The 20,736-nt window shown below is 65.9% G+C and carries 17 protein-coding genes and 4 tRNA genes; 5 read left to right on the plus strand and 16 right to left on the minus strand.

The features are described 5' to 3' along the window. Positions 1 to 49: 49 nt before the first annotated feature. Positions 50 to 1,801, minus strand: a complete 1,752-nt coding sequence (locus AC07PV_RS05280) for a cation:proton antiporter domain-containing protein (protein WP_218294245.1) — start codon at positions 1,799 to 1,801, stop codon at positions 50 to 52. Positions 1,802 to 2,016: 215 nt separating this feature from the next. Between AC07PV_RS05280 and AC07PV_RS05285 the strand changes: the two genes are divergently transcribed. Beyond that, a tRNA-Arg gene (locus AC07PV_RS05285) sits at positions 2,017 to 2,093 on the plus strand. 127 nt (positions 2,094 to 2,220) lie between these two features. Here AC07PV_RS05285 and AC07PV_RS05290 read toward each other — a convergent pair. The 11 genes from AC07PV_RS05290 to AC07PV_RS05340 all read right to left on the minus strand — a co-directional run bounded on the left by AC07PV_RS05290 (position 2,221) and on the right by AC07PV_RS05340 (position 12,579). Then, on the minus strand, positions 2,221 to 2,424 hold the full coding sequence (locus AC07PV_RS05290; RefSeq protein WP_055400780.1) for a hypothetical protein: 204 nt from the start codon (positions 2,422 to 2,424) through the stop codon (positions 2,221 to 2,223). A gap of 180 nt (positions 2,425 to 2,604) precedes the next feature. Then, positions 2,605 to 2,680 (minus strand) — tRNA-His (locus AC07PV_RS05295). A gap of 48 nt (positions 2,681 to 2,728) precedes the next feature. Further along, complete coding sequence (locus AC07PV_RS05300) at positions 2,729 to 4,657, minus strand: SurA N-terminal domain-containing protein (protein ID WP_218294244.1); 1,929 nt, start codon at positions 4,655 to 4,657, stop codon at positions 2,729 to 2,731. A 60-nt stretch (positions 4,658 to 4,717) separates the two neighbouring features. After that, positions 4,718 to 4,793, minus strand: a tRNA-Val gene (locus AC07PV_RS05305). A 15-nt stretch (positions 4,794 to 4,808) separates the two neighbouring features. Further along, entirely contained in the window at positions 4,809 to 5,081 is a 273-nt protein-coding gene (locus AC07PV_RS05310) for an HU family DNA-binding protein (RefSeq protein WP_008906675.1), read from the minus strand. A 475-nt stretch (positions 5,082 to 5,556) separates the two neighbouring features. Next, a complete protein-coding gene (gene pgsA / locus AC07PV_RS05315) occupies positions 5,557 to 6,123 on the minus strand; it encodes a CDP-diacylglycerol--glycerol-3-phosphate 3-phosphatidyltransferase (protein ID WP_218294243.1) in 567 nt (188 codons plus the stop codon). 60 nt (positions 6,124 to 6,183) lie between these two features. Continuing rightward, positions 6,184 to 8,193, minus strand: a complete 2,010-nt coding sequence (gene uvrC / locus AC07PV_RS05320) for an excinuclease ABC subunit UvrC (RefSeq protein WP_494629632.1) — start codon at positions 8,191 to 8,193, stop codon at positions 6,184 to 6,186. 112 nt (positions 8,194 to 8,305) lie between these two features. Beyond that, entirely contained in the window at positions 8,306 to 9,286 is a 981-nt protein-coding gene (locus AC07PV_RS05325; protein ID WP_218294241.1) for a Bug family tripartite tricarboxylate transporter substrate binding protein, read from the minus strand. Between the two features lie 82 nt (positions 9,287 to 9,368). After that, complete coding sequence (locus tag AC07PV_RS05330; protein WP_492255111.1) at positions 9,369 to 10,349, minus strand: Bug family tripartite tricarboxylate transporter substrate binding protein; 981 nt, start codon at positions 10,347 to 10,349, stop codon at positions 9,369 to 9,371. 47 nt (positions 10,350 to 10,396) lie between these two features. Further along, positions 10,397 to 11,377 (minus strand): hydroxymethylglutaryl-CoA lyase, encoded by a 981-nt coding sequence (locus tag AC07PV_RS05335; protein WP_492255110.1) that lies wholly within the window; start codon positions 11,375 to 11,377, stop codon positions 10,397 to 10,399. Beyond that, on the minus strand, positions 11,374 to 12,579 hold the full coding sequence (locus AC07PV_RS05340) for a CaiB/BaiF CoA transferase family protein (protein ID WP_492255109.1): 1,206 nt from the start codon (positions 12,577 to 12,579) through the stop codon (positions 11,374 to 11,376). The genes AC07PV_RS05335 and AC07PV_RS05340 overlap by 4 nt, the downstream gene beginning before the upstream one ends. Positions 12,580 to 12,711: 132 nt before the next feature. Between AC07PV_RS05340 and AC07PV_RS05345 the strand changes: the two genes are divergently transcribed. The 3 genes from AC07PV_RS05345 to efp all read left to right on the plus strand — a co-directional run bounded on the left by AC07PV_RS05345 (position 12,712) and on the right by efp (position 15,478). Next, positions 12,712 to 13,617, plus strand: a complete 906-nt coding sequence (locus AC07PV_RS05345; RefSeq protein WP_218338936.1) for a LysR family transcriptional regulator — start codon at positions 12,712 to 12,714, stop codon at positions 13,615 to 13,617. Beyond that, the gene (gene earP / locus AC07PV_RS05350) at positions 13,614 to 14,768 is read left to right on the plus strand and encodes an elongation factor P maturation arginine rhamnosyltransferase EarP (protein ID WP_218294236.1); all 1,155 of its coding nucleotides are present in this window, start codon (positions 13,614 to 13,616) and stop codon (positions 14,766 to 14,768) included. The genes AC07PV_RS05345 and earP overlap by 4 nt, the downstream gene beginning before the upstream one ends. 155 nt (positions 14,769 to 14,923) lie before the next feature. Then, positions 14,924 to 15,478: an elongation factor P gene (efp, locus tag AC07PV_RS05355; protein WP_057223504.1), complete on the plus strand. Its 555-nt coding sequence runs from the start codon at positions 14,924 to 14,926 to the stop codon at positions 15,476 to 15,478. A gap of 179 nt (positions 15,479 to 15,657) precedes the next feature. On the opposite strand, the gene rimO is transcribed toward efp, so the two are convergent. After that, on the minus strand, positions 15,658 to 17,049 hold the full coding sequence (rimO, locus tag AC07PV_RS05360; protein WP_492255108.1) for a 30S ribosomal protein S12 methylthiotransferase RimO: 1,392 nt from the start codon (positions 17,047 to 17,049) through the stop codon (positions 15,658 to 15,660). 143 nt (positions 17,050 to 17,192) lie between these two features. Further along, complete coding sequence (gene phaR, locus AC07PV_RS05365; RefSeq protein WP_218294234.1) at positions 17,193 to 17,726, minus strand: polyhydroxyalkanoate synthesis repressor PhaR; 534 nt, start codon at positions 17,724 to 17,726, stop codon at positions 17,193 to 17,195. A gap of 288 nt (positions 17,727 to 18,014) precedes the next feature. Here phaR and AC07PV_RS05370 point away from each other — a divergent pair, with 288 nt between their 5' ends. Continuing rightward, complete coding sequence (locus AC07PV_RS05370; protein ID WP_494629636.1) at positions 18,015 to 19,103, plus strand: mechanosensitive ion channel family protein; 1,089 nt, start codon at positions 18,015 to 18,017, stop codon at positions 19,101 to 19,103. Between the two features lie 839 nt (positions 19,104 to 19,942). Here the strand turns inward: AC07PV_RS05370 and AC07PV_RS05375 are convergent. Together AC07PV_RS05375 and AC07PV_RS05380 are read right to left on the minus strand one after the other, a co-directional pair. Beyond that, positions 19,943 to 20,095: a hypothetical protein gene (locus tag AC07PV_RS05375; protein ID WP_218294232.1), complete on the minus strand. Its 153-nt coding sequence runs from the start codon at positions 20,093 to 20,095 to the stop codon at positions 19,943 to 19,945. Positions 20,096 to 20,561: 466 nt separating this feature from the next. Continuing rightward, a tRNA-Val gene (locus tag AC07PV_RS05380) sits at positions 20,562 to 20,638 on the minus strand. Between the last annotated feature and the right edge of the window lie 98 nt (positions 20,639 to 20,736).

Here is a 20,736-nt window from a genome sequence, read left to right on the forward strand (position 1 = left end):
ATAGCATTCAGCGCTTTCCACCAAAGCGCTACAGGCCTCAAAGACCAAGCTAGACCCGGCTGTGCAGCGATGCCGGGCTGGTGTGGCGTGCAAGGCGGGCCTCCGTGCGTTCCAGCACATGGCGGGCCATGGCCTGCGCCAGTGCCTCGTCGGCCAGAAACACCGTGCTGTCGCATTCCTGCGCCAGTCTGCGGGCCTCGTCCCCGCTATGGCTGCGCACCACGGTTTCGATGTGGGGATTGAGGGTGCGCGCGGTAGTGATGATCTGGCGCACATTGAGCGTGTCCGGTGTTGCGATCACCAGCATCGCGGCCCGTGCGATGTGGGCCTGTATCAGCACCGCGGGGTCCACGGCGTCGCCAAAGACCGCCGCAATGCCCGCTTCCCGCAATGACTCCACCAGTTCACGGTTCTGCTCCGCCACGACGAATGGAATGTCATTGGCAACCAGCACCTGTGCCACGCGGCGCCCCACCCTGCCATAGCCCACCAGCACCACCTGCCGAGCGAGATACCGGGCGTCGGTGCTCATGGGGAGCTCCGCGAGCGGATCGTCCCGCTGCTCCAGCCGCCGCGCCAGCTCCGAGCGAGCGCGCAGCCAGGTCTGCAAGGGAGCGATGGCGTGGAACAGCATGGGGTTGAGCGCCATCGAAATCAGTGCCCCCGCCAGCACGAGGCTGGCCCCTTCAGGTGGCAGCAGCCCCAGCGAAGAACCCAGCGCCACCAGGATGAAGGAGAACTCCCCGATCTGGGCCAGGCTCGCGGACACCGTGAGGGCGGTATTGAGCGGATAGCGAAATGCCAGGACCAGCGCGGCCGCGGCCAGCGTCTTGCCCAGCATGATGATCGCCACCACCGCCAGCACCTGCACCGGGCGGTCCCACAGCACGGCCGGGTTGAAGAGCATGCCGACGGAGACAAAGAACAGCACGGCAAAAGCGTCGCGCAACGGCAGGGATTCTTGCGCGGCCCGGTGGCTGAACTCTGATTCACGCATCACCATGCCGGCAAAAAAGGCCCCCAGCGCAAACGAAACCCCAAACAGGGCCGCTGAGCCAAAGGCAATGCCCACGGCGGCCGCCACCACGCACAGCGTGAACAACTCCCGCGAGCCCGTGCGTGCCACCTGCCAGAGCACCCACGGAAACAGGCGGCGCCCCACCAGCAGCATCAACGCGACAAAGCCGCCCACCTGCAGCAGCGTCCATCCCAGGGCCTGCCACAGTGCCGCGCCATCCACATCCTTCGCCGCGGCGCCATCGGGTCCGCTGCCGCCCAGCCAGCCGGCAAGTGGCGGCAGCAAGACCAGCACCAGCACCATGGCCAGGTCTTCCACCACGAGCCAGCCCACGGCAATGCGGCCTGTGTGGCTGTCCAGAATACCCAGGCTTTCAAGGGCACGCAAAAGCACCACCGTGCTGGCCACCGACAGCGCAAGGCCAAACACCAGGGCACCGCCCAGCCCCCATCCCCACCAGGTGGCCAGCGCCATGCCGAGCGCGGTGGCCACCATCATCTGCACCACAGCCCCGGGCACGGCGATTTTTCGCACGGCCAGCAGATCCCCCAGGGAGAAATGCAGGCCGACGCCAAACATCAGCAGCATCACACCAATTTCTGCCAGCTGGCTGGCCATCGCTGCATCCGCCACAAAACCGGGTGTAAAAGGTCCGATCACCACCCCCGCCAGCAGATACCCGACCAGCGCGGGCAGCCGCAACCGCGCGGCCACGAAACCCAACGCCAAAGCAAGCCCCAGCGCAGCAGCAATGGTGTGTATGAGCGTGACGCTGTGGGGCATGGTGTGGCCAGATCGAGGAAATGGATGGCGAGCGCGTGTGGCCTCGTTATAACCGCATCCGCCTTGCCCCTGCTACCACCGCATCAGCGCGGGCGGGGCTGTCCAGGGCAGCACTGGCCACGGGTTATGATCCACGTTCTGCGCAATCGCGCGGTTGCGGAAGATTTCCGCAAGGCAAGTAGGCCCCCGTGCGCCAAAAGCCCATCTCCATCTATCTGCCCGTAGCTCAACTGGATAGAGCAATAGCCTTCTAAGCTATAGGTCGGGGGTTCGAGTCCCTCCGGGCAGGCCAGCTTCCTTTACAGGCCAGGCGCTGTACCAAGCCCCTCTGCAAAAAGCAAGGCACAGGCCACAAAGGCATCCATGCGGTTTCGCACCCACCTGCCCGGGCAGCCCCATGCCCCGGACAGCGGGAACCACTATCGGTTGGGCTGAGGAACTGCCGCGTAGTTCATGGCAATGGCCTGCACCACCGCTCCGATCAAGGCGCCATCTCCCGCGCTCTGGGGTAGAACCTCGCGCACGATCTGGACCGCGTACTCCAGTTGCTCCTTGGCAAGGGCTGCGGACATGGCGTTGCCACGCTTTTCACTGGGCGACGCATCGCGGATCACAAGGCTCATGGAAGGCTCCGAAAAGGAATGAAGGCACAGTATGCGCTGTGCCACAAGATCTGCGGCAACCACTGAGGCCTTCAGCCACCAAGATGCCCCCGCCTGGGGCGAGCTGGTGACCGAAAACTCCGTTGCGGGCCTCAAAAGCAAAAAAGCGCTGCAACTATCGTTGCAGCGCTTTTGCATGTTTGGGGTGGCTGATGGGGCTCGAACCCACGACAACAGGAATCACAATCCTGGACTCTACCAACTGAGCTACAGCCACCGTAGCTTTGTATTATAGCCTGGGATTTTCATCCCACGGCCAATTTGATCAATTTTCTGCGGTAGCTTGTGCCAGGGCGGACGGACGAGGCGCCTTGATCTCTGCCTTGAAGCGCTTCTTCAGCATCTCGTAGTACGCCTGGCCCTCGGCCGATGCCCACCATTGCAGGTATTGCTGACGTTCTTGCTGGGCACGCTGCGCATCGGGGGCCTGGCGTGGCACAACACGGTTGACCTTCACCACCGCGTAGCCTTCAGCCCCCAGGTCCACGCCAGTCCAGGCCGGCAGGGGTTCCGTGGGTGTGTGCAGCGCGGCATCAATCACCGGCCGGGGCAGGCCCTGCACCTGCTCGCGTGAAATCTGGACAGGGGCGCTCAAGCCACTGGCGCTGGACGGAGTCGCCTTCCACGCTGCCAGCTTGGCTTCGCCTTCCTTGCGCGCCAGCTCCGAGGCCTTCTGCCCAATGTAAAGCTCCCGCACGCGGGCGCGAACCTCTTCCAGCGGCAGTGTCCTGGCGGGGGTGTACTGCACCACGCGGCCGGCTGCCATCTGGCTGGGCCCGACTTCCACGGCCTCGGTATTGCGCTTGTTCTGCAGCGAGTCCGAAGAAAACAGGGCTTCGAGGAATTTGGCATTGGCCAGCGGGCCAGCCGCACCGGGCGCGGGCGTGCGGGTGATGCCGGATGCCGCCTGCACCTTCAGCTTGAGCTTGTCGGCCACCGGCTTGAGGCTGTCAGCCTGCTCGTACACACCATTGGTGAACGCTTCGGCCACTTCCGCGAACTTGCGCTGGGCCTGCTGCTGCTTGAGCTCCGCCTCCATGGCGGGGCGCAGCTCTTCGAAGGAAGGCTGGCGGGGCGCCTTGATGTCGGTCAGCTGAATGATGTGGTAGCCGAAGTCTGTTTCCACCACATCGCTGATGTCGCCCTTCTTGAGCGCAAAGGCCGCGTCTTCAAACGGTTTGACCATGGCGCCACGCCCAAAGAAATTCAGGTCGCCGCCGCCCGTGGCCGAGCCCTTGTCGTCCGAAGCTTTCTTGGCAACCTCCGCGAACGTGGCGGGCGCCTTGCGCACTTGTGCCAGCAGTTCGGTGGCGCGGGCCTTGGCCTTCTCGCGGTCGGCCGAAGAGGCCTCCTTGGGGGCATTGATCAGGATGTGGCTGGCACGGCGCTCTTCCTTGCCTGCCATGCGCGCCACGTTTTCCTTGTAGTAGGTGCGCAGATCATCCTCATTGAGCGTGATGCCGGAACGCACGCTGTCGAGGTCCAGCACCACGTACTCCACCGCGGCCTGCTCCAGTTGCTGGAACTGGGCGGAGTGGGTCTTGTAGTACGCCTCCAGGTCCGCATCCGTGGGCACCACCTTGCCGGCGAAGTCCGTGGACTTGAAACGGGCCACCTGGACTTCGCGCTGCTCGTACAGCGAATCCAGCGCGACCTTGACCTGGGCATTGGTGCCGAACACCGAACCCATCACGCCGCCAAGGACCTGGCTGGTGGAAAGATCACGCCGTACGTTCGCCTCGAAGCCTTCGGGTGTCAGGCCTTGCGTACCCACCAGGGCCCGGTAGGCCTCCGCATCGAGCGTGCCGTCCGCGCGCTTGAGCCCGGCGATCGCGGGGATCTCCTGCAGGCTGCGGGCCAGGCGCGAGTCGCTCGTCACCAGATGCATGTCCTTCGCGGCGGCGGCCAGTACCCGGTCGCGCACCAGCCGCTCCAGCGTGGCATAGCGGGCCTGCGGCGAGTCCAGGAGCTTGGGATCGACCGAGGGAGACTGCGCGCGCACGCGGTCAGTCTCCATGCGATGTGCGTTGTCCCAGTCGGTCTGGTTGATCTTGTTGCCATCGACGCGCGCGACCACAGGGCTCTTTTCAGAGAAGTAGTTGCTGTCAATGCCCACCAGCACAAACGATGGAATGATCAGCAAGAACAATAAGACCATGACGATCTTGGAGTGCTTGCGGATGGATTCAAACATGGTCGATCTTTCAGAAGGCAAAAAACAAAAGGCGAACTTGCGTTCGCCTTTGTTCGGTGATGGTGGGTCCTGACGGTCTCGAACCGCCGACCTACTCCGTGTAAAGGAGCCGCTCTACCAACTGAGCTAAGGACCCCACCTAAACTGATCCTCAGTTCAAGGCATCTTTCAATGCCTTGCCAGGACGAAACTTCGGAACTTTAGCAGCTTTGATTTTAATCGTTGCGCCCGTGCGGGGATTGCGGCCCGTGCGGGCAGCGCGCTTGCCGACCGCAAAAGTGCCGAAACCGACGAGCGAAACGGTGCCGCCCTTCTTCAGGGTCTTCTTGACGGCCTCGATCGTGGATTCCAGGGCACGAGCAGCAGCGGCCTTGGAGATGTCGGCGTTGGTAGCGATGTGCTCAATCAGTTCGGTTTTGTTCACAAGAAGCCTCTCGGAAAAGAGTTGATGGAATGTCTCGCGGATATCTGGTCTTCACACGTCCGAAAGCACAGCCAAGGGCTGGTTGAAAACAGACGGGGGAATGACTGGCATACACAGCAGTGGCTGCTGCATCAGATTAAAGCCATCGAGTTTCCGGGTGTCAATACAACACGCTGCTTTGGAGCAGCGTTGCGTCGAATTCTAGTCGTATTTCACGCTGCGACAGGGCTTGTGGGGCGTTTTTGTCTCAAACATGCCGTATGGGCAGCATTCCGTATTGACACCCCAGTTCCAGCACTGCACGGCGGGCTGAAACACGTTGCCGCGCACCGGAATGCAGGGCGTCGGCGGGGTGACAAGAAGTACGCGGCCCCCGCCCCCCAGGGAGCCGGCGCCCCGGCCTGGGCGCGCGCCGAAAGGGGGCGAAAAGTCGGGCCTGGCCCAGGCCATGGCGCCTGCGGCCCACGGTTCCATGTCACTTCACGCGCGCGCGGATCTCGGGCAATGCCTTTTGCAGGTAGTAGACCATGGACCAGACCGTGAGCACGGCGGATGCCCAGATCAGCCAGGTGCCCCACACCCCGGTGTCGATCATTCCGAACAGACGCCCGTCGTACAGCAGGAACGGGATGGCGATCATCTGCACCGTCGTCTTGACCTTGCCGATCATGTGCACGGCCACGCTCTTGCTCGCGCCGATCTGCGCCATCCACTCGCGCAGGGCCGAGATGGCGATCTCGCGCCCGATGATGATGAGCGCCACGAACACATCGGCGCGCTGCAGATGGACCAGCACCAGGAGCGACGCGCAGACCAGGAACTTGTCGGCCACCGGGTCCAGGAAGGCGCCAAAGGACGAGGTCTGGTTCAGCTTGCGGGCCAGATAGCCGTCCAGCCAGTCGGTGGCGGCAAACACCACGAACATCACGGTGGCGATCAGGTTGCGCGTGGCGGGGTCCAGCGGCGCATAGAACACCCCCACGATCAAAGGTATCGCGACGATGCGCGTCCAGGTCATCAAGGTGGGGATAGTCCAGAACATGGCGGCGATTGTGTCACGGCGGCACCGGGAACTCCGGGTGCGCCGCGATCAGCACGGCGTCTAGCGCAATGCGCGGTAGATTTCCTCGGCGAGCTCGCGCGAAATGCCGTCCACCGTGGCCAGGTCTTCCACGCTGGCCGATGCCACGCCCCGCACACCGCCAAAGCGCTGCAGCAGCCGGGCGCGCTTCTTGGGGCCCACTCCCGCGATCTCCTCCAGTTGGCCCCCGCCCACGCGCACCTTGGCGCGAGCCGCGCGCATGCCGGTGATCGCGAAGCGGTGGGCCTCGTCGCGGATCTGGGCCACCAGCATCAGCGCGGCCGAGTCCTTGCCCAGGTAGACCTTCTCGCGCCCGTCGGCGAACACCAGCTCCTCCAGGCCCACCTTGCGGCCTTCGCCCTTTTCCACGCCCACGATGCGGGTGAGGTCCAGCCCCAGCGCGGTGAACACCTCGCGCGCCACGCCCACCTGGCCCTTGCCGCCGTCGATCAGCACCAGGTCGGGCAGGCGGGCCACGCCCCGGGGCTGAACGGGCTCGCCGGCCCCTGGCGCCGGGTTGGCCGCAAAGTCGATGCCCCCCGCCTCGCGCGCGGCTTCGGCCACCTTGCTGTAGCGGCGCGTGAGCACCTGCCGCATGGCGGCGTAGTCGTCGCCCCCGGTGATGCCTTCGATCTTGTAGCGGCGGTATTCGCTGCTCTGCATCTTGTGGTGGTGGAACACCACGCACGAGGCCTGGGTGGACTCGCCGGCCGTGTGCGAGATGTCGAAGCACTCGATGGTGAGCTGGTCCAGGTCCTCGGGCGGCAGGTCCAGCGCTTCGGCCAGGGCGCGCGTGCGCGCCTGCTGCGAGCCCTCTTCCGCCAGCAGGCGCGCCAGCTGCAGGTCGGCGTTCTTTTGCGCCATGTCCAGCCAGGCGCGCCGCTGCTCGCGGGGCTGGTGCACGGCGGTCACGCGCAGGCCGCACTGGTCCCCCAGGGCTTCCAGCAGCGCCTTGTCCACCGGCTCGCTGGTGACGAGTACCGGGGGCACGGGCACGCCGATGTAGTGCTGTGCAATGAAGGCCTCGAGCACCAGCACCTCCACGCGGCGGGCGACGCGGTTGGGGGTGGCGTCGTCGGCGCCTTCGCCCCCCTCTTCCTCGAACACGGCCGCGGCGTCCTCCACATGCACGGGGAAGTACGGGCGGTCGCCCAGATGCCGCCCGCCACGCACCATGGCCAGGTTCACGCAGGCACGGCCGCCCAACACCCGCACGGCCAGGATGTCCACATCCTTGTCGTCCGCAATCTCGATGGACTGCTGGTGCAGCACGCGCGACAGCGCCTGGATCTGGTTGCGCACCTCGGCGGCCTGCTCGAACTCAAGCTGGCCGGAGTGCGCCATCATGCGCGCCTCCATGGCCTGCAGCACCTCCTGCGTCTCGCCGCGCAGCAGGGCCTCGGCATGCGCAACGTCGGCGGCATAGGCTTCGGGCGATATCAGGTTGACACACGGCCCCGTGCAGCGCTTGATCTGGTACAGCAGGCAGGGCCGCGTGCGGTTGGCGAACACCGTGTCCTCGCAGGTGCGCAGGCGGAACACCTTCTGCAGCAGCTGGATGGACTCCTTCACCGCCCAGGCGCTGGGGTACGGGCCGAAGTAGCGGTGCTTCTTGTCCACGGCGCCCCGGTAGTACGCCATGCGCGGAAAAACCTGCGAGGGCGAATCCCCGCGGCCCGCCCCGGCAGCCCCCGGCGTGCCGGTGATCTTGAGATAGGGATAGCTCTTGTCGTCGCGGAACAGGATGTTGAACTTGGGGTTCAGCGTCTTGATCAGGTTGTTTTCGAGCAGCAGCGCCTCGGCCTCGGAGCGCACCACCGTGGTCTCCATGCGCACGATCTTGCCGACCATGTGGCCGATGCGCGTGCCGCCATGGTTCTTGGTGAAGTAGCTCGATACGCGGCGCTTGAGGTGGCGCGCCTTGCCCACATACAGCAGCGCGCCCTGGGCGTCGAAATAGCGGTAGACACCGGGCAGCGCGGGCAGCGCAGCCACCTGCGCCAGCAGTTCTTCGGAATGCACATCAGACATGCCGCATATTGTGGCTGCGCGCAGGACAGCGCACAGCCACCTCCCCCCGAAATGCTACACAAATGATAGCTACTTGCGCTTGTCAATCAAGCACCGAAGACCAATTTGATCCTTATTCCGCTTCGATCTTCGAGGTCTTCACCACCGAGGCCCAGTTGGCCAGGTCGGCCTTGACCTTCTCGCCCAGCTGCGGGGGCGACTGGTAGTCGGCCGTGGCGCCCTGCTCCTGGGCCTTCTGCTGGAAGGCCGGGTTCTGCACCACGGTGCGGATGTCGGCCGTGAGCTTGTCCACCACGGCCTTGGGCACGGCGGCCGGGGCGAACACCGCGAACCACGAGGTGGCATCGACCTTGGGGTAGCCCGCCTCGGCGGTGGTGGGCACGTCGGGCAGGCTGGGCAGGCGCTGCTTGCCGGTCACGGCCAGCACGCGCAGCTTGCCGCTGGCGATGTGGGGCATGAACGGGGGCGCGGTGCCGAAAGTCAGGTCCACCTGGCCGCCCAGCAGGTCCTGCAGCGCGGGGCCCGTGCCCTTGTAGGGCACGTGCACCATCTTCACGCCGCCCTGCTGCTCCAGCATGGCGCCGGTCACATGCTGCAGCGAACCATTGCCCGACGAGGCGTAGTTGAGCTTGCCCGGGTTGGCCTTGGCGTAGGCGATGAGCTCGGCCAGCGTCTTCACGGGCAGGTCGTTGCGCACCACGATGATCTGCGGGGCCGAGATCACGTTGGCCACGGGTTGGAAGTCGCCTTGCTCCCACTGCTTTTGCCTGGTGATGTGGGGCGAGATCACGTGGTAGCCGGAGTACTGCATCAGCAGCGTGTAGCCGTCGGCCTCGGCGCGCTTCACGGCGGATGCCGCGATGTTGCCGTTGCCGCCGCCCTTGTTGTCCACCACCACCGACTGGCCGAGCACGGGCGCCAGCGCCTGCGCCAGCATGCGGGCCGACAGGTCCGTGGTGCCGCCGGCGGCGGTGGGCACCACCAGGGTCACGTTCCTGGACGGGTAAGCGCCCTGCGCCCCCACGCTGCCAACACAGCAGGTGCCCAGGGCCGCGAGGGCCAGGATGGTGAATTGTTTGCGGGTTGTGTTCATGAACGCGATGTCTCCGTTGTCGTTGTTGCGAAGGGTTTGACCCCCAAAAAAGTGAAAAGCCGAAAGGGGCGGCGGCCGCCCCTCAATCGACCGTCGCCCCCGTGTCCTTGACGACACGGCTCCACTTGGGCAGATCGGATTGCACCAGCGCGGCCAGCTGCGCCGCCGTGCCCTTGAAGGGCTCGCAGCCCACGGTGGCCAGCTTGTCCACCACGTCCTTGTGCTCCAGCGCGCGGGCCACCTCGGCCTGCAGCAGCGCCACGATGGGCGCGGGCGTGCCGGCCGGGGCAAACAGCGCGTACCAGGGCGCCTGGCCAAAGCCCTTGATCGTCTCGCCAATGGTGGGGGCATCCGGCAAGGCCGCCACGCGTTTTTCATTGACCACGCCCAGCACCTTGAGCTTGCCCGCCTTGATGAACGCAATGGCCGACGGCAGGCTTTGCACCGACAGCGGCACCTGCCCGCCCACCACGTCGGTGGCTGCAGCGGCGGAACCCTTGTACGGAATGTGCTGCAGCTGGATGCCGGCGGCCTTCTGCAGCATCTCGCCGATCAGGTGGTTCAGCGTGCCATTGCCGGCCGAGGCGATCGAATATTTGCCGGGGCTGGCCTTGGCCAATGCGACCATTTCAGCCACCGTACTGGCGGGGAAGGATGGGTGTGCCACCAACACATAGCCCGCCGTGGCCACGGGCGCCACGGGCGCGAAATCCTTGACGGGATCGAACCCCGGGTTCTTGTATAGCGCGGGGCCGATCACATGGGCGCTGTCGGCCGTGAGCAGCAAGGTATAGCCATCGTTGCGCGCACGGGCCGTGGCGCCCGTGGCCAGCGTGCCGCCCGCGCCGGGGCGGTTGTCCACGATCACGCTCTGGCCCAGTTGCTCGCCGAGCTTTTGCGCCACCACGCGCGCAATGGCGTCGTTGGCGCCGCCCGCCGCCTGGGGCACCACCACGGTGATGGGCTTGGAGGGGTACTTGTCCTGCGCGCCCGCGGCCAAGGCGGCGGAGCACAGCACGGCGACGGTAAAGATGCGGCGGGACAGCGGGGTGTGAAATGTCATGGCGTTTGTCTCCTCGTGTTATTGGGGTAATGCGGGCTCACCCGTGTTCAGCGGGCAAGCGCCCTTTCGCGGATCGCCTCGAAATCGGCAGGCACCGGGTGCAGCGCCAGGCGCGGACCCGCCTTGGCGATCTGGCTGGGAATGTCGTGATCGATGAGCGCAGGCAGTTGCTGCGCCACCGCCACGAGTTGCACCAGATCCACCCCGGTGTCATAACCCATCAGCGCCAGCGCATGCACGATCTCCTCGCTGCACACATTGCCGCTGGCGCCCGGCGCATAGGGGCAGCCGCCCAGGCCGCCCAGCGAGGCATCGAACCGGTCCGCACCCGCGTCAATGGCCGCCAGCACGTTGGCCAGCCCCATGCCACGCGTGTTGTGGAAATGCAGGGTGAACTCCACACCCGGCCAGCGCGCGCGGGCCGCCGCCGTGAGCTCGTGCACCTGCGTGGGATAGGCCATGCCCGTGGTGTCGCACAGCGTGATGCCACGCACGCCCCGATCCACAAAACGCTGCACCCAGCCGAACGCATCGGCCTGGGGCACGTCACCTTCCATGGGGCAGCCAAACACACACGACAGCGACACATTCACCGCCACTTTGGCGCCCTGCGCCAGGGCCACCACCTGCGCCAGCGCCGCGAACGACTGTTCCGGCGTCATGCGCAGGTTAGCCAGGTTGTGCGTGGCACTCACCGACATGACGAGATTCAGCTCGTCCGTGCGCGACTCGATGGCGCGCTCCGCACCGCGCAGATTGGGCACCAGCGCGGTGTAGACCGTGCCAGGGCGGCGCGTGATCTCGCGCATCACGACCTCGGCATCCTTGAGCGCGGGGATGGCGGTGGGCGATGTGAACGAAGTCACCTCGATCTTGGCCAGACCCGCTGCCGACAACGCATTGCACAGCGCGATCTTGTCGGCCGTGGGCACAAAGGCCTTCTCCATCTGCAGGCCGTCGCGCAGGCCGACTTCCTGCATGTGGATGCGGCGGCCTGCGCCCTGCCACACCGTATTGGATGCACTCATTGAATCACCCCCTTGCTGCGCAGCAGCGCAATCTGTTCGGCCGTGAGGCCTGCCTCGGCCAGCACCGCATCGGTGTCGTCGCCCAGGTGCGGAGCGCTGCTGCGGATGCTGCCCGGCGTGGCCGAGAGCTTGGGTACGATGCCGGGCACCTCCACGCTGTAGCCGTCGCGCGTCTGTTGCGTGAGCAGCATGTCGCGGGCGCGGTAGTGCGGGTCTTGCGCAATGTCCTTGGCGGTGTAGACCTTGCCGGCGGGCACGCGGGCAGCGCCCAGGGCGTCCAGCACCTGCTGCACCGTGCGCTGCGCGCTCCAGGCGCCGATGGCGGCGTCGATTTCTTCCACGCGGGCCACGCGGCCGGTGTTGTTGGCCAGGTCGGGCGCGGCGCCCAGGTCGGGCCGGCCAATCGCGTCCATCAGGCGCTTGAAGATGCTGTCGCCATTGCCCGCCACCAGCACCCAGCCGTCGGTACAGGGGTAGGCGTTGGACGGCGCGATGCCCGGCAGCGCACTGCCCGCGGCCTCGCGCACGGCACCGAAGGCGCTGTATTCGGGGATCAGGCTTTCCATCACGTTGAACACCGCCTCGTGCAGCGCCACGTCGATCACCTGGCCCTGGCCGCCGTTGACCTTGCGGTGGTACAGCGCCGTGAGCACGCCGATGGTGCCGTGCAGCGCCGCCAGCGTGTCGCCGATCGACACGCCCACGCGCACCGGCACGCGGCCGGGCTCGCCCGTGAGGTGGCGCAGGCCGCCCATGGCCTCGCCAATGGCACCAAAGCCCGGCAGGTCGCGGTACGGCCCCGTCTGGCCGTAGCCCGAAATGCGCAGCATGACCAGGCCGGGGTTGAGCGCGTGCAGCTCCTGGGGCGACATGCCCCAGCCTTCGAGCGTGCCGGGGCGGAAGTTCTCGACGAGCACGTCCGCCTCGGCGATGAGCTGGCGGGCGATGTCCTGGCCTTCCTTCTGGCGCAGGTCGAGTGCCACCGAGCGCTTGTTGCGCGACTGCACTTGCCACCAGACGGAGGTGCCCTCCTTGATGAGGCGCCAGTTGCGCAGGGGGTCGCCTGTCTCGGGGGCCTCGATCTTGATCACGTCGGCGCCGAACTCGCCCAGCGTCTTGCCGCAGAAGGGCCCGGCGATGAGCTGGCCCATTTCGATGACGCGCACGCCTTGCAGCGCGGCGGGGGAAGCAACGGAATCCATGGAAATACAGTCTCCTGCGGCCTCGCTCCGGGCCGGTGTGCGCGAATCATGCGCAGCACGCGCGGCGCCGTAAATCGCTCAAGCACGAAGCTGCCATCGCAAACCAGCATGGCGGGGTACCATCCACGGTCCATGAAACTCGACCCCGTCTCCCTGCGCCTGTTCGTGGCCGTGATGGAAGAAAACACCATCGCCGCCGCCGCCGCGCGCGAGCACCTGGCCGCCTCGGCCGTGAGCCGCCGCCTGGCCGACCTGGAGGCGGCCCTGCGCGTGGAGCTGTTCACCCGCAGCAACAAGGGCACCGAGCCCACCGCCGCCGCGTTTGCGCTGCTGAACATGGCACGGGGCGTGCTCAACGACCTGGACGGCATTGCCACGCAGATGCATGACTACGGCACGGGCGTGCGCGGCCATGTGCGCGTGGTGGCCAACATCTCGGCCATCACGCAGTTCCTGCCGGCCGAGCTGCAGAGCTTCATGGCGCTGCACCCGCAGGTGGATGTGCGCCTGCAGGAGCAGATCAGCAGTGCCATCGCCCATTCCGTGGCCGAGAACGCGGCCGACGTGGGCATCCTCAACGAAGGCCACTACGGCGAGCGCGTGACGCTGCTGCCCTACCGCACCGACGAACTGGTGCTGGTGGTTCCCACCGGCCACGCGCTGGCGCGCCGCAAGGCGGTGCGGCTGGCCGATGCCCTCCCGTTCGACTTCGTGGGTGCCCACCCCAACAGCGCCATCAACAACCAGTTGGCCCGGGCGGCCTCCGCGGCGGGGCTGCCCCTGCGCCTGCGCATCCAGGTGACCAGCTACGACGCGCTGTGCCTCATGGTCAACGCCGGCCTGGGCGTGGGCGTGATGCCGCGCGGCAGCGCCGCGCTGTACCAGGGCAAGCTGGCCGTGCGCACCCTCACGCTGAACGAGCCCTGGGCACACCGGCGGCTGGCGCTGTGCGTGCGCTCGGAAGAGGCGCTCTCCAGCGTCGCCCGGCTGCTGGTCGATCACCTGCGCAGCCCCCCGCCATCCCCCCCCGCCCCATGACCCAGTCTTCCGCCCCCCTGCAGTGGGACGTGTTCTGCCGCGTGATCGACAACTTTGGCGACATTGGCGTGTGCTGGCGCCTGGTGGCGCAGCTGGCCGGCCTGGGCCACCGCGTTCGGCTGTGGGTGGACGACGCCTCGGCCTTGCAATGGATGGCTCCCACAGGCTGCCCCGGCGTGGAGCTGCGCGCCTGGGGCTCGCCACCGCCCGGCCCCGGCGAGCCGCCACCCGATGTGATGGTGGAAGCGTTCGGTTGCGATATTGCTCCTGAATTCATAGCTTACAGCGCTTGCCAATCAAGCGCCATGAGCCCAAAGCACCCAAAACCGGTCTGGATCAATCTGGAATACCTGTCGGCTGAAAGCTATGTGGAGCGCCATCACAGGCTCTCCTCGCTCCTCTCGTCCGGCCCCGCTGCCGGCTGGACACGCTGGTTCTTCTATCCCGGCTTCACCCCCGGCACGGGCGGGCTGCTGCGCGAGCCCGGCCTGATGGCACGGCGCGTGGTGTTTGACCGCAGCGCCTGGCGTGCACGGCACGCGTCGGCGTTCGGCCTGGGCCATGGCGGCCCAGAGCAGCGCTGGGTTTCGCTATTCTGCTACGAACCCGCCGCCCTGCCTGAGCTGCTGCGCCACAGCCAGGCACAGCCCACGCAGTTGCTCGTCACACCCGGTCGCCCCACCGCCGCCGTGCGGGCAGCGCTGGCGGAAGACAGCGCCAAGACGACGAGCCAAATTGACCGCCAGCCCTTGTCCGACAAGCGCGAGCAGCTCTGCATTTCATACCTGCCCCACCGGCCCCAGCCCGCCTTCGACGAGATGCTGTGGGCCTGCGACTTCAACGCCGTGCGGGGCGAGGACTCGCTGGTGCGCGCACTCTGGGCCGGGCAGGCGCTGGTCTGGCAGATCTATCCCCAGCACGACAACGCGCACCACGACAAGCTGCGGGCGTTCCTGGACTGGCTGCAGGCGCCGCCTTCGCTGCGGCGGTTTCATGCCACCTGGAACGGACTGGACCAGGCTGCGCTGCAGTGGCCCGATGACGCCACCCTGGCGGAATGGACCGCGTGCATCCAGGCGGCCCGTGCACGGCTGCTGACGCAGGACAATCTCGTCGCACAGCTTTTGGGCTTTGTCGCTGAAAAACGGTAAAATCCAGGGCTTTGCGCAAAACAGGGGCGGCACACCGGTGTCCAGCCCTGGCGCATTCCCGCCGCGGAACATGCATCGGCAGGGCAAAACCAGCTGGTCCACCCAGCGAATTTGCCGGCCCGCGCGTTGAGCGGCCCCAACCCAAGCAACTTGCTATGAAAATCGCTCAAGAAATCCGCGCCGGCAACGTCATCATGCACGGCAAGGACCCCATGGTGGTCCTGAAGACCGAATACGCCCGCGGCGGCCGCGGTGCCGCCACCGTGCGCATGAAGCTCAAGAGCCTGATCGGCAACTTCGGCACCGAAAACGTGTTCAAGGCCGACGACAAGATCGACAACGTGATCCTGGACAAGAAGGAGTGCACCTACTCCTACTTCGCCGACCCCATGTATGTCTGCATGGACACCGAGTTCAACCAGTACGAAGTCGAAGCCGAGAACATGGGCGACGCACTGAACTACCTGGAAGACGGCATGTCCCTGGAAGTGGTGTTCTACGACGGCAAGGCCATCTCGGTCGAACTGCCCACCAGCGTGGAGCGCGAAATCACCTGGACCGAGCCCGCCGTCAAGGGCGACACGTCCGGCAAGGTGCTCAAGCCCGCCAAGATCGCCACCGGCTTCGAAGTGCCCGTGCCCCTGTTCGTCTCGCAAGGCGACAAGATCGAAATCGACACCCGCACCGGCGAATACCGCAAGCGCGTGTAAGCATCGTGTGGCACCCAGCAAAAAGGCTTCCCTCGGGAAGCCTTTTTTCATGGGGGCCTGCCCCACGGCCCTATCAAAAAATGAGCTGCCGCCGCCTGCTGCCTATAGGTTCCCAGGAGAAAACACCCTGAAACCCGCTACACACCAGCGCTAGCAGCTCACTTTTTTCAATCACCCATTCAGATAGGCTGTGCCACCAGGTCGTGCCCGCGCACGCCCACGATGCGGGCCCTGGTGAACTCGCCCACCTTCATGGTCTTGCTGATCTTCTCGGGCGGCAGCAGCTGCACCGTGCCGTCGATCTCGGGCGCATCGGCGTAGGTGCGGCCCACGCCGCCCTTGCGGCCCAGGCCCGGGGCGGAGTCGACCAGCACCTGCATGGTGGCGCCCACACGGCGCTGCAGGCGGGCGATGGAGACCTCTTCGGCCACGGCCATGAAGCGGGCGCGGCGTTCCTCGCGCACGTCCATGGGCAGCATGCCGGGCAGTTCGTTGGCGGCAGCGCCGTTCACGTCGCTGTAGGCAAAGCAGCCCGCGCGGTCGATCTGCGCCTCGCGCACGAAGTCCAGCAGGTGCGCGAACTCTTCTTCCGTCTCACCGGGGAAGCCGGCGATGAAGGTGCTGCGGATGACCAGCTCCGGGCACACCTCGCGCCAGCGCTGGATGCGCTCCAGGTTGCGCTCGCCGCTGGCCGGGCGCTTCATGCGCTTCAGGACATCGGGGTGGCTGTGCTGCAGCGGCACGTCCAGGTACGGCAGCACCTTGCCCGTGGCCATGAGCGGCAGCACCTCGTCCACGCTCGGGTAGGGGTACACATAGTGCAGCCGCACCCAGGCGCCGTAGGGCTCGGCGATCTCGCCCAGGGTCTGCACCAGCTCCAGCATGCGGGTCTTGACGGGCTTGCCGTCCCAGAAGCCGGTGCGGTACTTCACGTCCACGCCGTAGGCAGACGTGTCCTGGCTGATCACCAAGAGCTCCTTCACGCCGCCTTCGAACAGGGCCTTGGCCTCGCTCAGCACGTCGCCGATGGGGCGCGACACCAGGTCGCCGCGCATCGAGGGGATGATGCAGAAGGTGCAGCGGTGGTTGCAGCCCTCGCTGATCTTGAGGTAGGCGTAGTGCTTGGGCGTGAGCTTGATGCCCGCGATGCCGAAGTTGCCGGGCACCAGGTCGATGAAGGGGTCGTGCGGCTTGGGCAGGTTCAGGTGGACAGCGTCCATCACCTCCTGCGTGGCGTGCGGGCCGGTCACGGCCAGCACGCTGGGGTGCATCTGGCGCACCATGTTGCCGCCATCCTCGCCCGCGCGCGCGCCCAGGCAGCCGGTGACGATCACCCGGCCGTTCTCGGCCAGGGCCTCGCCAATCGTGTCCAGGCTTTCCTTCACGGCATCGTCGATGAAGCCGCAGGTGTTGACGATGACGAGGTCAGCCCCGTGGAAGGTCTTGGAGGTTTCATAACCCTCGGCGCTCAGCTGCGTGAGGATCAGCTCGGAATCCGTGAGGGCCTTGGGGCAGCCAAGGCTCACAAAACCGACTTTGGGTGTTTTCGTGGGGGACAGTACTTCGCTCATATCCCCGTATTGTCCCAGTTCCGGCGTGCAACAGGGTGGGATTGCCCATTTCCCGAACGTTTGCCGTGCCCGGCGGCCCGTGAAACCGGCGCGCCCGGGGCCAGCGGACGCCGTGGAATCCGCGTCGCCAGTGACTCAGGGGGCTATCTTTTGATGCCGAAGGCGCCCAGCATCTGCTCCGTCTGCTTTTGCATCTGCTCCTGCATCTGCGTGAGCATGGACTGCGACTGCTCCACGTAGTTGCCCATCATGCCCTTGAGCATGGGCGACTGCAGGCTCATGAACTGCGCCCACATCTCCGGGGTCACGCTTTGCGACTGCTCGGCCAGCTTGGCCTGGATGTCGGTGAAAGCCTGGACGTTCTTCTCCAGGTAGGCCCCCATGAAGCCCTGCATGGCATGGCCATAGAAACGGATGATGTTGGCCAGCACGGCCTCGGTGAACATGGGTGCGCCGCCGGCCTCCTCCTCCAGGATGATCTGCAGCAGGATGCTGCGCGTGAGGTCCTCGCCCGTCTTGGCGTCGCGCACCACCACGCTCTGGTGGTCCATCACCAGATGGCGCACTTCCGCCAGCGTGATGTAGGTGGAGGTATCCGTGTCGTACAGACGACGGTTGGGGTACTTCTTGATCACGCGCTGGGCCGATTTGGACGCGGCACTTTTCTGTTCGGACACAACGAACTCCTCGGGCTCGGAAACCCATGTATTGCAGTGCAACACATTCTAGGGAGGGAGAGCCCCGGCAATTGCAAAGGAATACCCTGATGGCAACTTGTCCACCGCTGCCGCAGGAGCGCCTGCAACGGGTTGTGCACCCGCTTGCCGGCAGCCCACGGCGGGGCCCACGCGCATGCACGGCGAACAGGCGCGGCGCCCCGTCCGACAGACAGCGCCCGGTGCCGATGCGAGAGTCGCTGTTCCCGCCCATCTGCCGTTCGCGGCCTCGCCCCACCCTGCCCAGCCATGCCCGAAGGACTTCACCTGTCTCCCTGGTCTGCCACCGCCCTCGCCGCCCTCCTGGCCGTGGCCGTCGCCGCCATGGCCCACCGCATCGCCGCGGTGGTGCTGCGCCGTGCCACGGCCCCGGTTCCGGTGGTGCGCGCGGTGGTCATCGCCTGCATTCCCGTCATGCGGGTTCTGCTGCCGCTGATCGCGCTCCAGCTCGTCTGGCAGGCGGCCAGCGACGACTTGAGGTACATCGGCAGCGTGCGGCATCTCAACGGCCTGCTGGTGATCGGCGGAGCGTGCTGGCTGCTGATCGCGGCCATTGGCGGACTTGCCAATGGCATCATCGCGCAGCATCCTGCGGACGTGGAGGACAACCTCACGGCGCGGCGCATCGCCACGCAGGCACGCGTGTTGTCTCGCACCGCGATGACCGGCGTGGTGATGGCCGGCGTGGCCCTCATGCTCATGACCGTTCCAGGGGCGCGGCAGGTGGGCGCCAGCCTGCTGGCATCGGCCGGCGTGGTGGGCATCGTCGCCGGCATCGCAGCGCGCCCGGTGTTCAGCAACATGATCGCGGGCCTGCAGATCGCGCTGGCCCAGCCGCTTCGCATCGACGACGTGCTCATCATCGAGGGCGAATGGGGCCGCGTGGAAGAGATCACCGGCACCTATGTGGTGTTGCGCATCTGGGACGAACGGCGCCTGATCATTCCGCTGCAGTGGTTCATCGAACACCCGTTCCAGAACTGGACGCGCACCAGTTCCGAGATTCTGGGCACCGTGTTCCTCTTCGCCGACTACCGCCTGCCGCTCGATCCCCTGCGCGCCGAATTGCAGCGCGTGCTGGAGGCGGCCCCCGAATGGGACCGGCGCGTCGGCATTCTTCAGTTGACCGACGTGACCGAGCGCACCCTCCAGATACGCGTGCTGGTTTCCGCGCGCTCTTCGGGCCTGGCCTTCGACCTGCGGTGCCGCGTGCGCGAGGCACTGATGACCTTCATCCAGCGCGAGCATCCCGACTGCCTCCCACAGGTGCGCCTGCACGGGCAAGGCAGCCCCCCGGTGCCCGCAGGTGCCGCCTCACCCGCTCCGGACGTGGGCTGACGCCTGCCCGCAGTGGCAGGCGTTGCACCCCAGGGGCAGGCGCGCGGCGCGCGTGGGGAGGCCCCCAGCCCAGGCAAAAAAAAGCCCGCACCAGGCGGGCCGAACTCTCGCATGAAAAAAGCAAGAGGAGGGGAGGTGTCAGGGAGAGAGCCTGACAGAAGCATCGTAGGCCCCTATCGGCGTTACGCGCTGACAACGCAAGCAACTTGCCTGTCGAGACGTAACGGCCCCTGCCCGGGCCTATCGCACGAGGCTGAGGCCGGGTCGGCGTGTTGGCTGGCACAAAGCGCCACGGGAAGGCGATAACGTGAGGCCATTGCCCAGGTCCACTCGAAAGGAAAGACCGCGATGCTTCACACCCACGTACCCGCCCCCTCCCCCGTACCCCCCTTCCCTCCCGTGGACACCCCGCCCCCCTGGACGCCCGAGCCACCCCAGGTCGATCCGCCAGCGCAGCCAGGCACACCCCCGGTGCAAGACCCGCCGCCCCACTTCTAGCTAGCGGGCGGCTTCGGCGAAAGCAGCTCAGGTCGGCCCGCACCGCGTGGCGCCGGTGCTTCGAAGGGGAGGGATGAAGTTTCTTACCGCTCAGGATGGCCGCGCGATCAGGGTCGCGAAGGGCTGCGGCAGAGATGGGCCACGCGGCCTTTGGTGGGCGCAAAGTGCCAGCCATGTCATGCGCCGTGCAGGCTGCTGGTATACAGGGATACGTCAAGAATCAAGACCAGCGGTGCCGCTTGCACTCAAGAGATAGCACCAGCGCGATGAAGCACCGCGCTTGGCGGTGCGGTTGATGGGAGACGGGAACGCCGGCACAGGCGATGGCGGCATCGAACGATTCAATAGCCCATCTTGAAATACGCCACCGCCAGCACCGCCACCGTGGCAACCACTGCGGCAAGCCAGAAGACGCGGGTGTCGTACATGCCCAGTTCTGGATCCGTATCCACGAGAACGTGTTGCATGCGGGAAGAATTGGCTGGTGTGTTCATGGTGGTGACCCTTCTCTCTGGAGCCCCCAAGTTAACGCGGCGAAACATCTCGCCGTGTCAGACAAACGCCAATCTGCGTGCAGCCACCCGCCGATGGGTGTGCGCCAGGCTCCAAATCTCGCCACAAGGCACCATGAGCCACGACATCAATCACCCTTCTTATATGGATGCCTCCGTGGCAAGCGCCTGTGGAGCATTGCACATATGCGATCACGAGTGATTGTGGCGCGGGCCGAGCCACTCACCCGTCGCCCCACAGACAGGCCGCGGGATTGCCCAGTTGCCTTTCAACCGCCATGCGGAATGGGTCAACGGCCTGGGGCCAGGACAGACAGGGCAAAGCTGGACGTGGCGCAGAAACAAAAAAGCCGCCCAGTGGAGGCGGCTTAATTTGATCAGGAACCCAAAAAACAGGGTCCTCAAGAATCCCGAAAACCCGAAGTCTGGTTCACTTCAGAAGGAAACTTGGTAGGCGCGATTGGACTCGAACCAACGACCCCCACCATGTCAAGGTGGTGCTCTAACCAGCTGAGCTACGCGCCTGTCGTTGTTTAGACTACGATTATAGCCATAAAAATGAGGGGCTTGCCAAAAAACAGGCAACACTTCGCATAGAACTCACTGGCGCCCTTTGCATGCCT

This window comes from Acidovorax sp. GW821-FHT09A11, assembly GCF_059418365.1.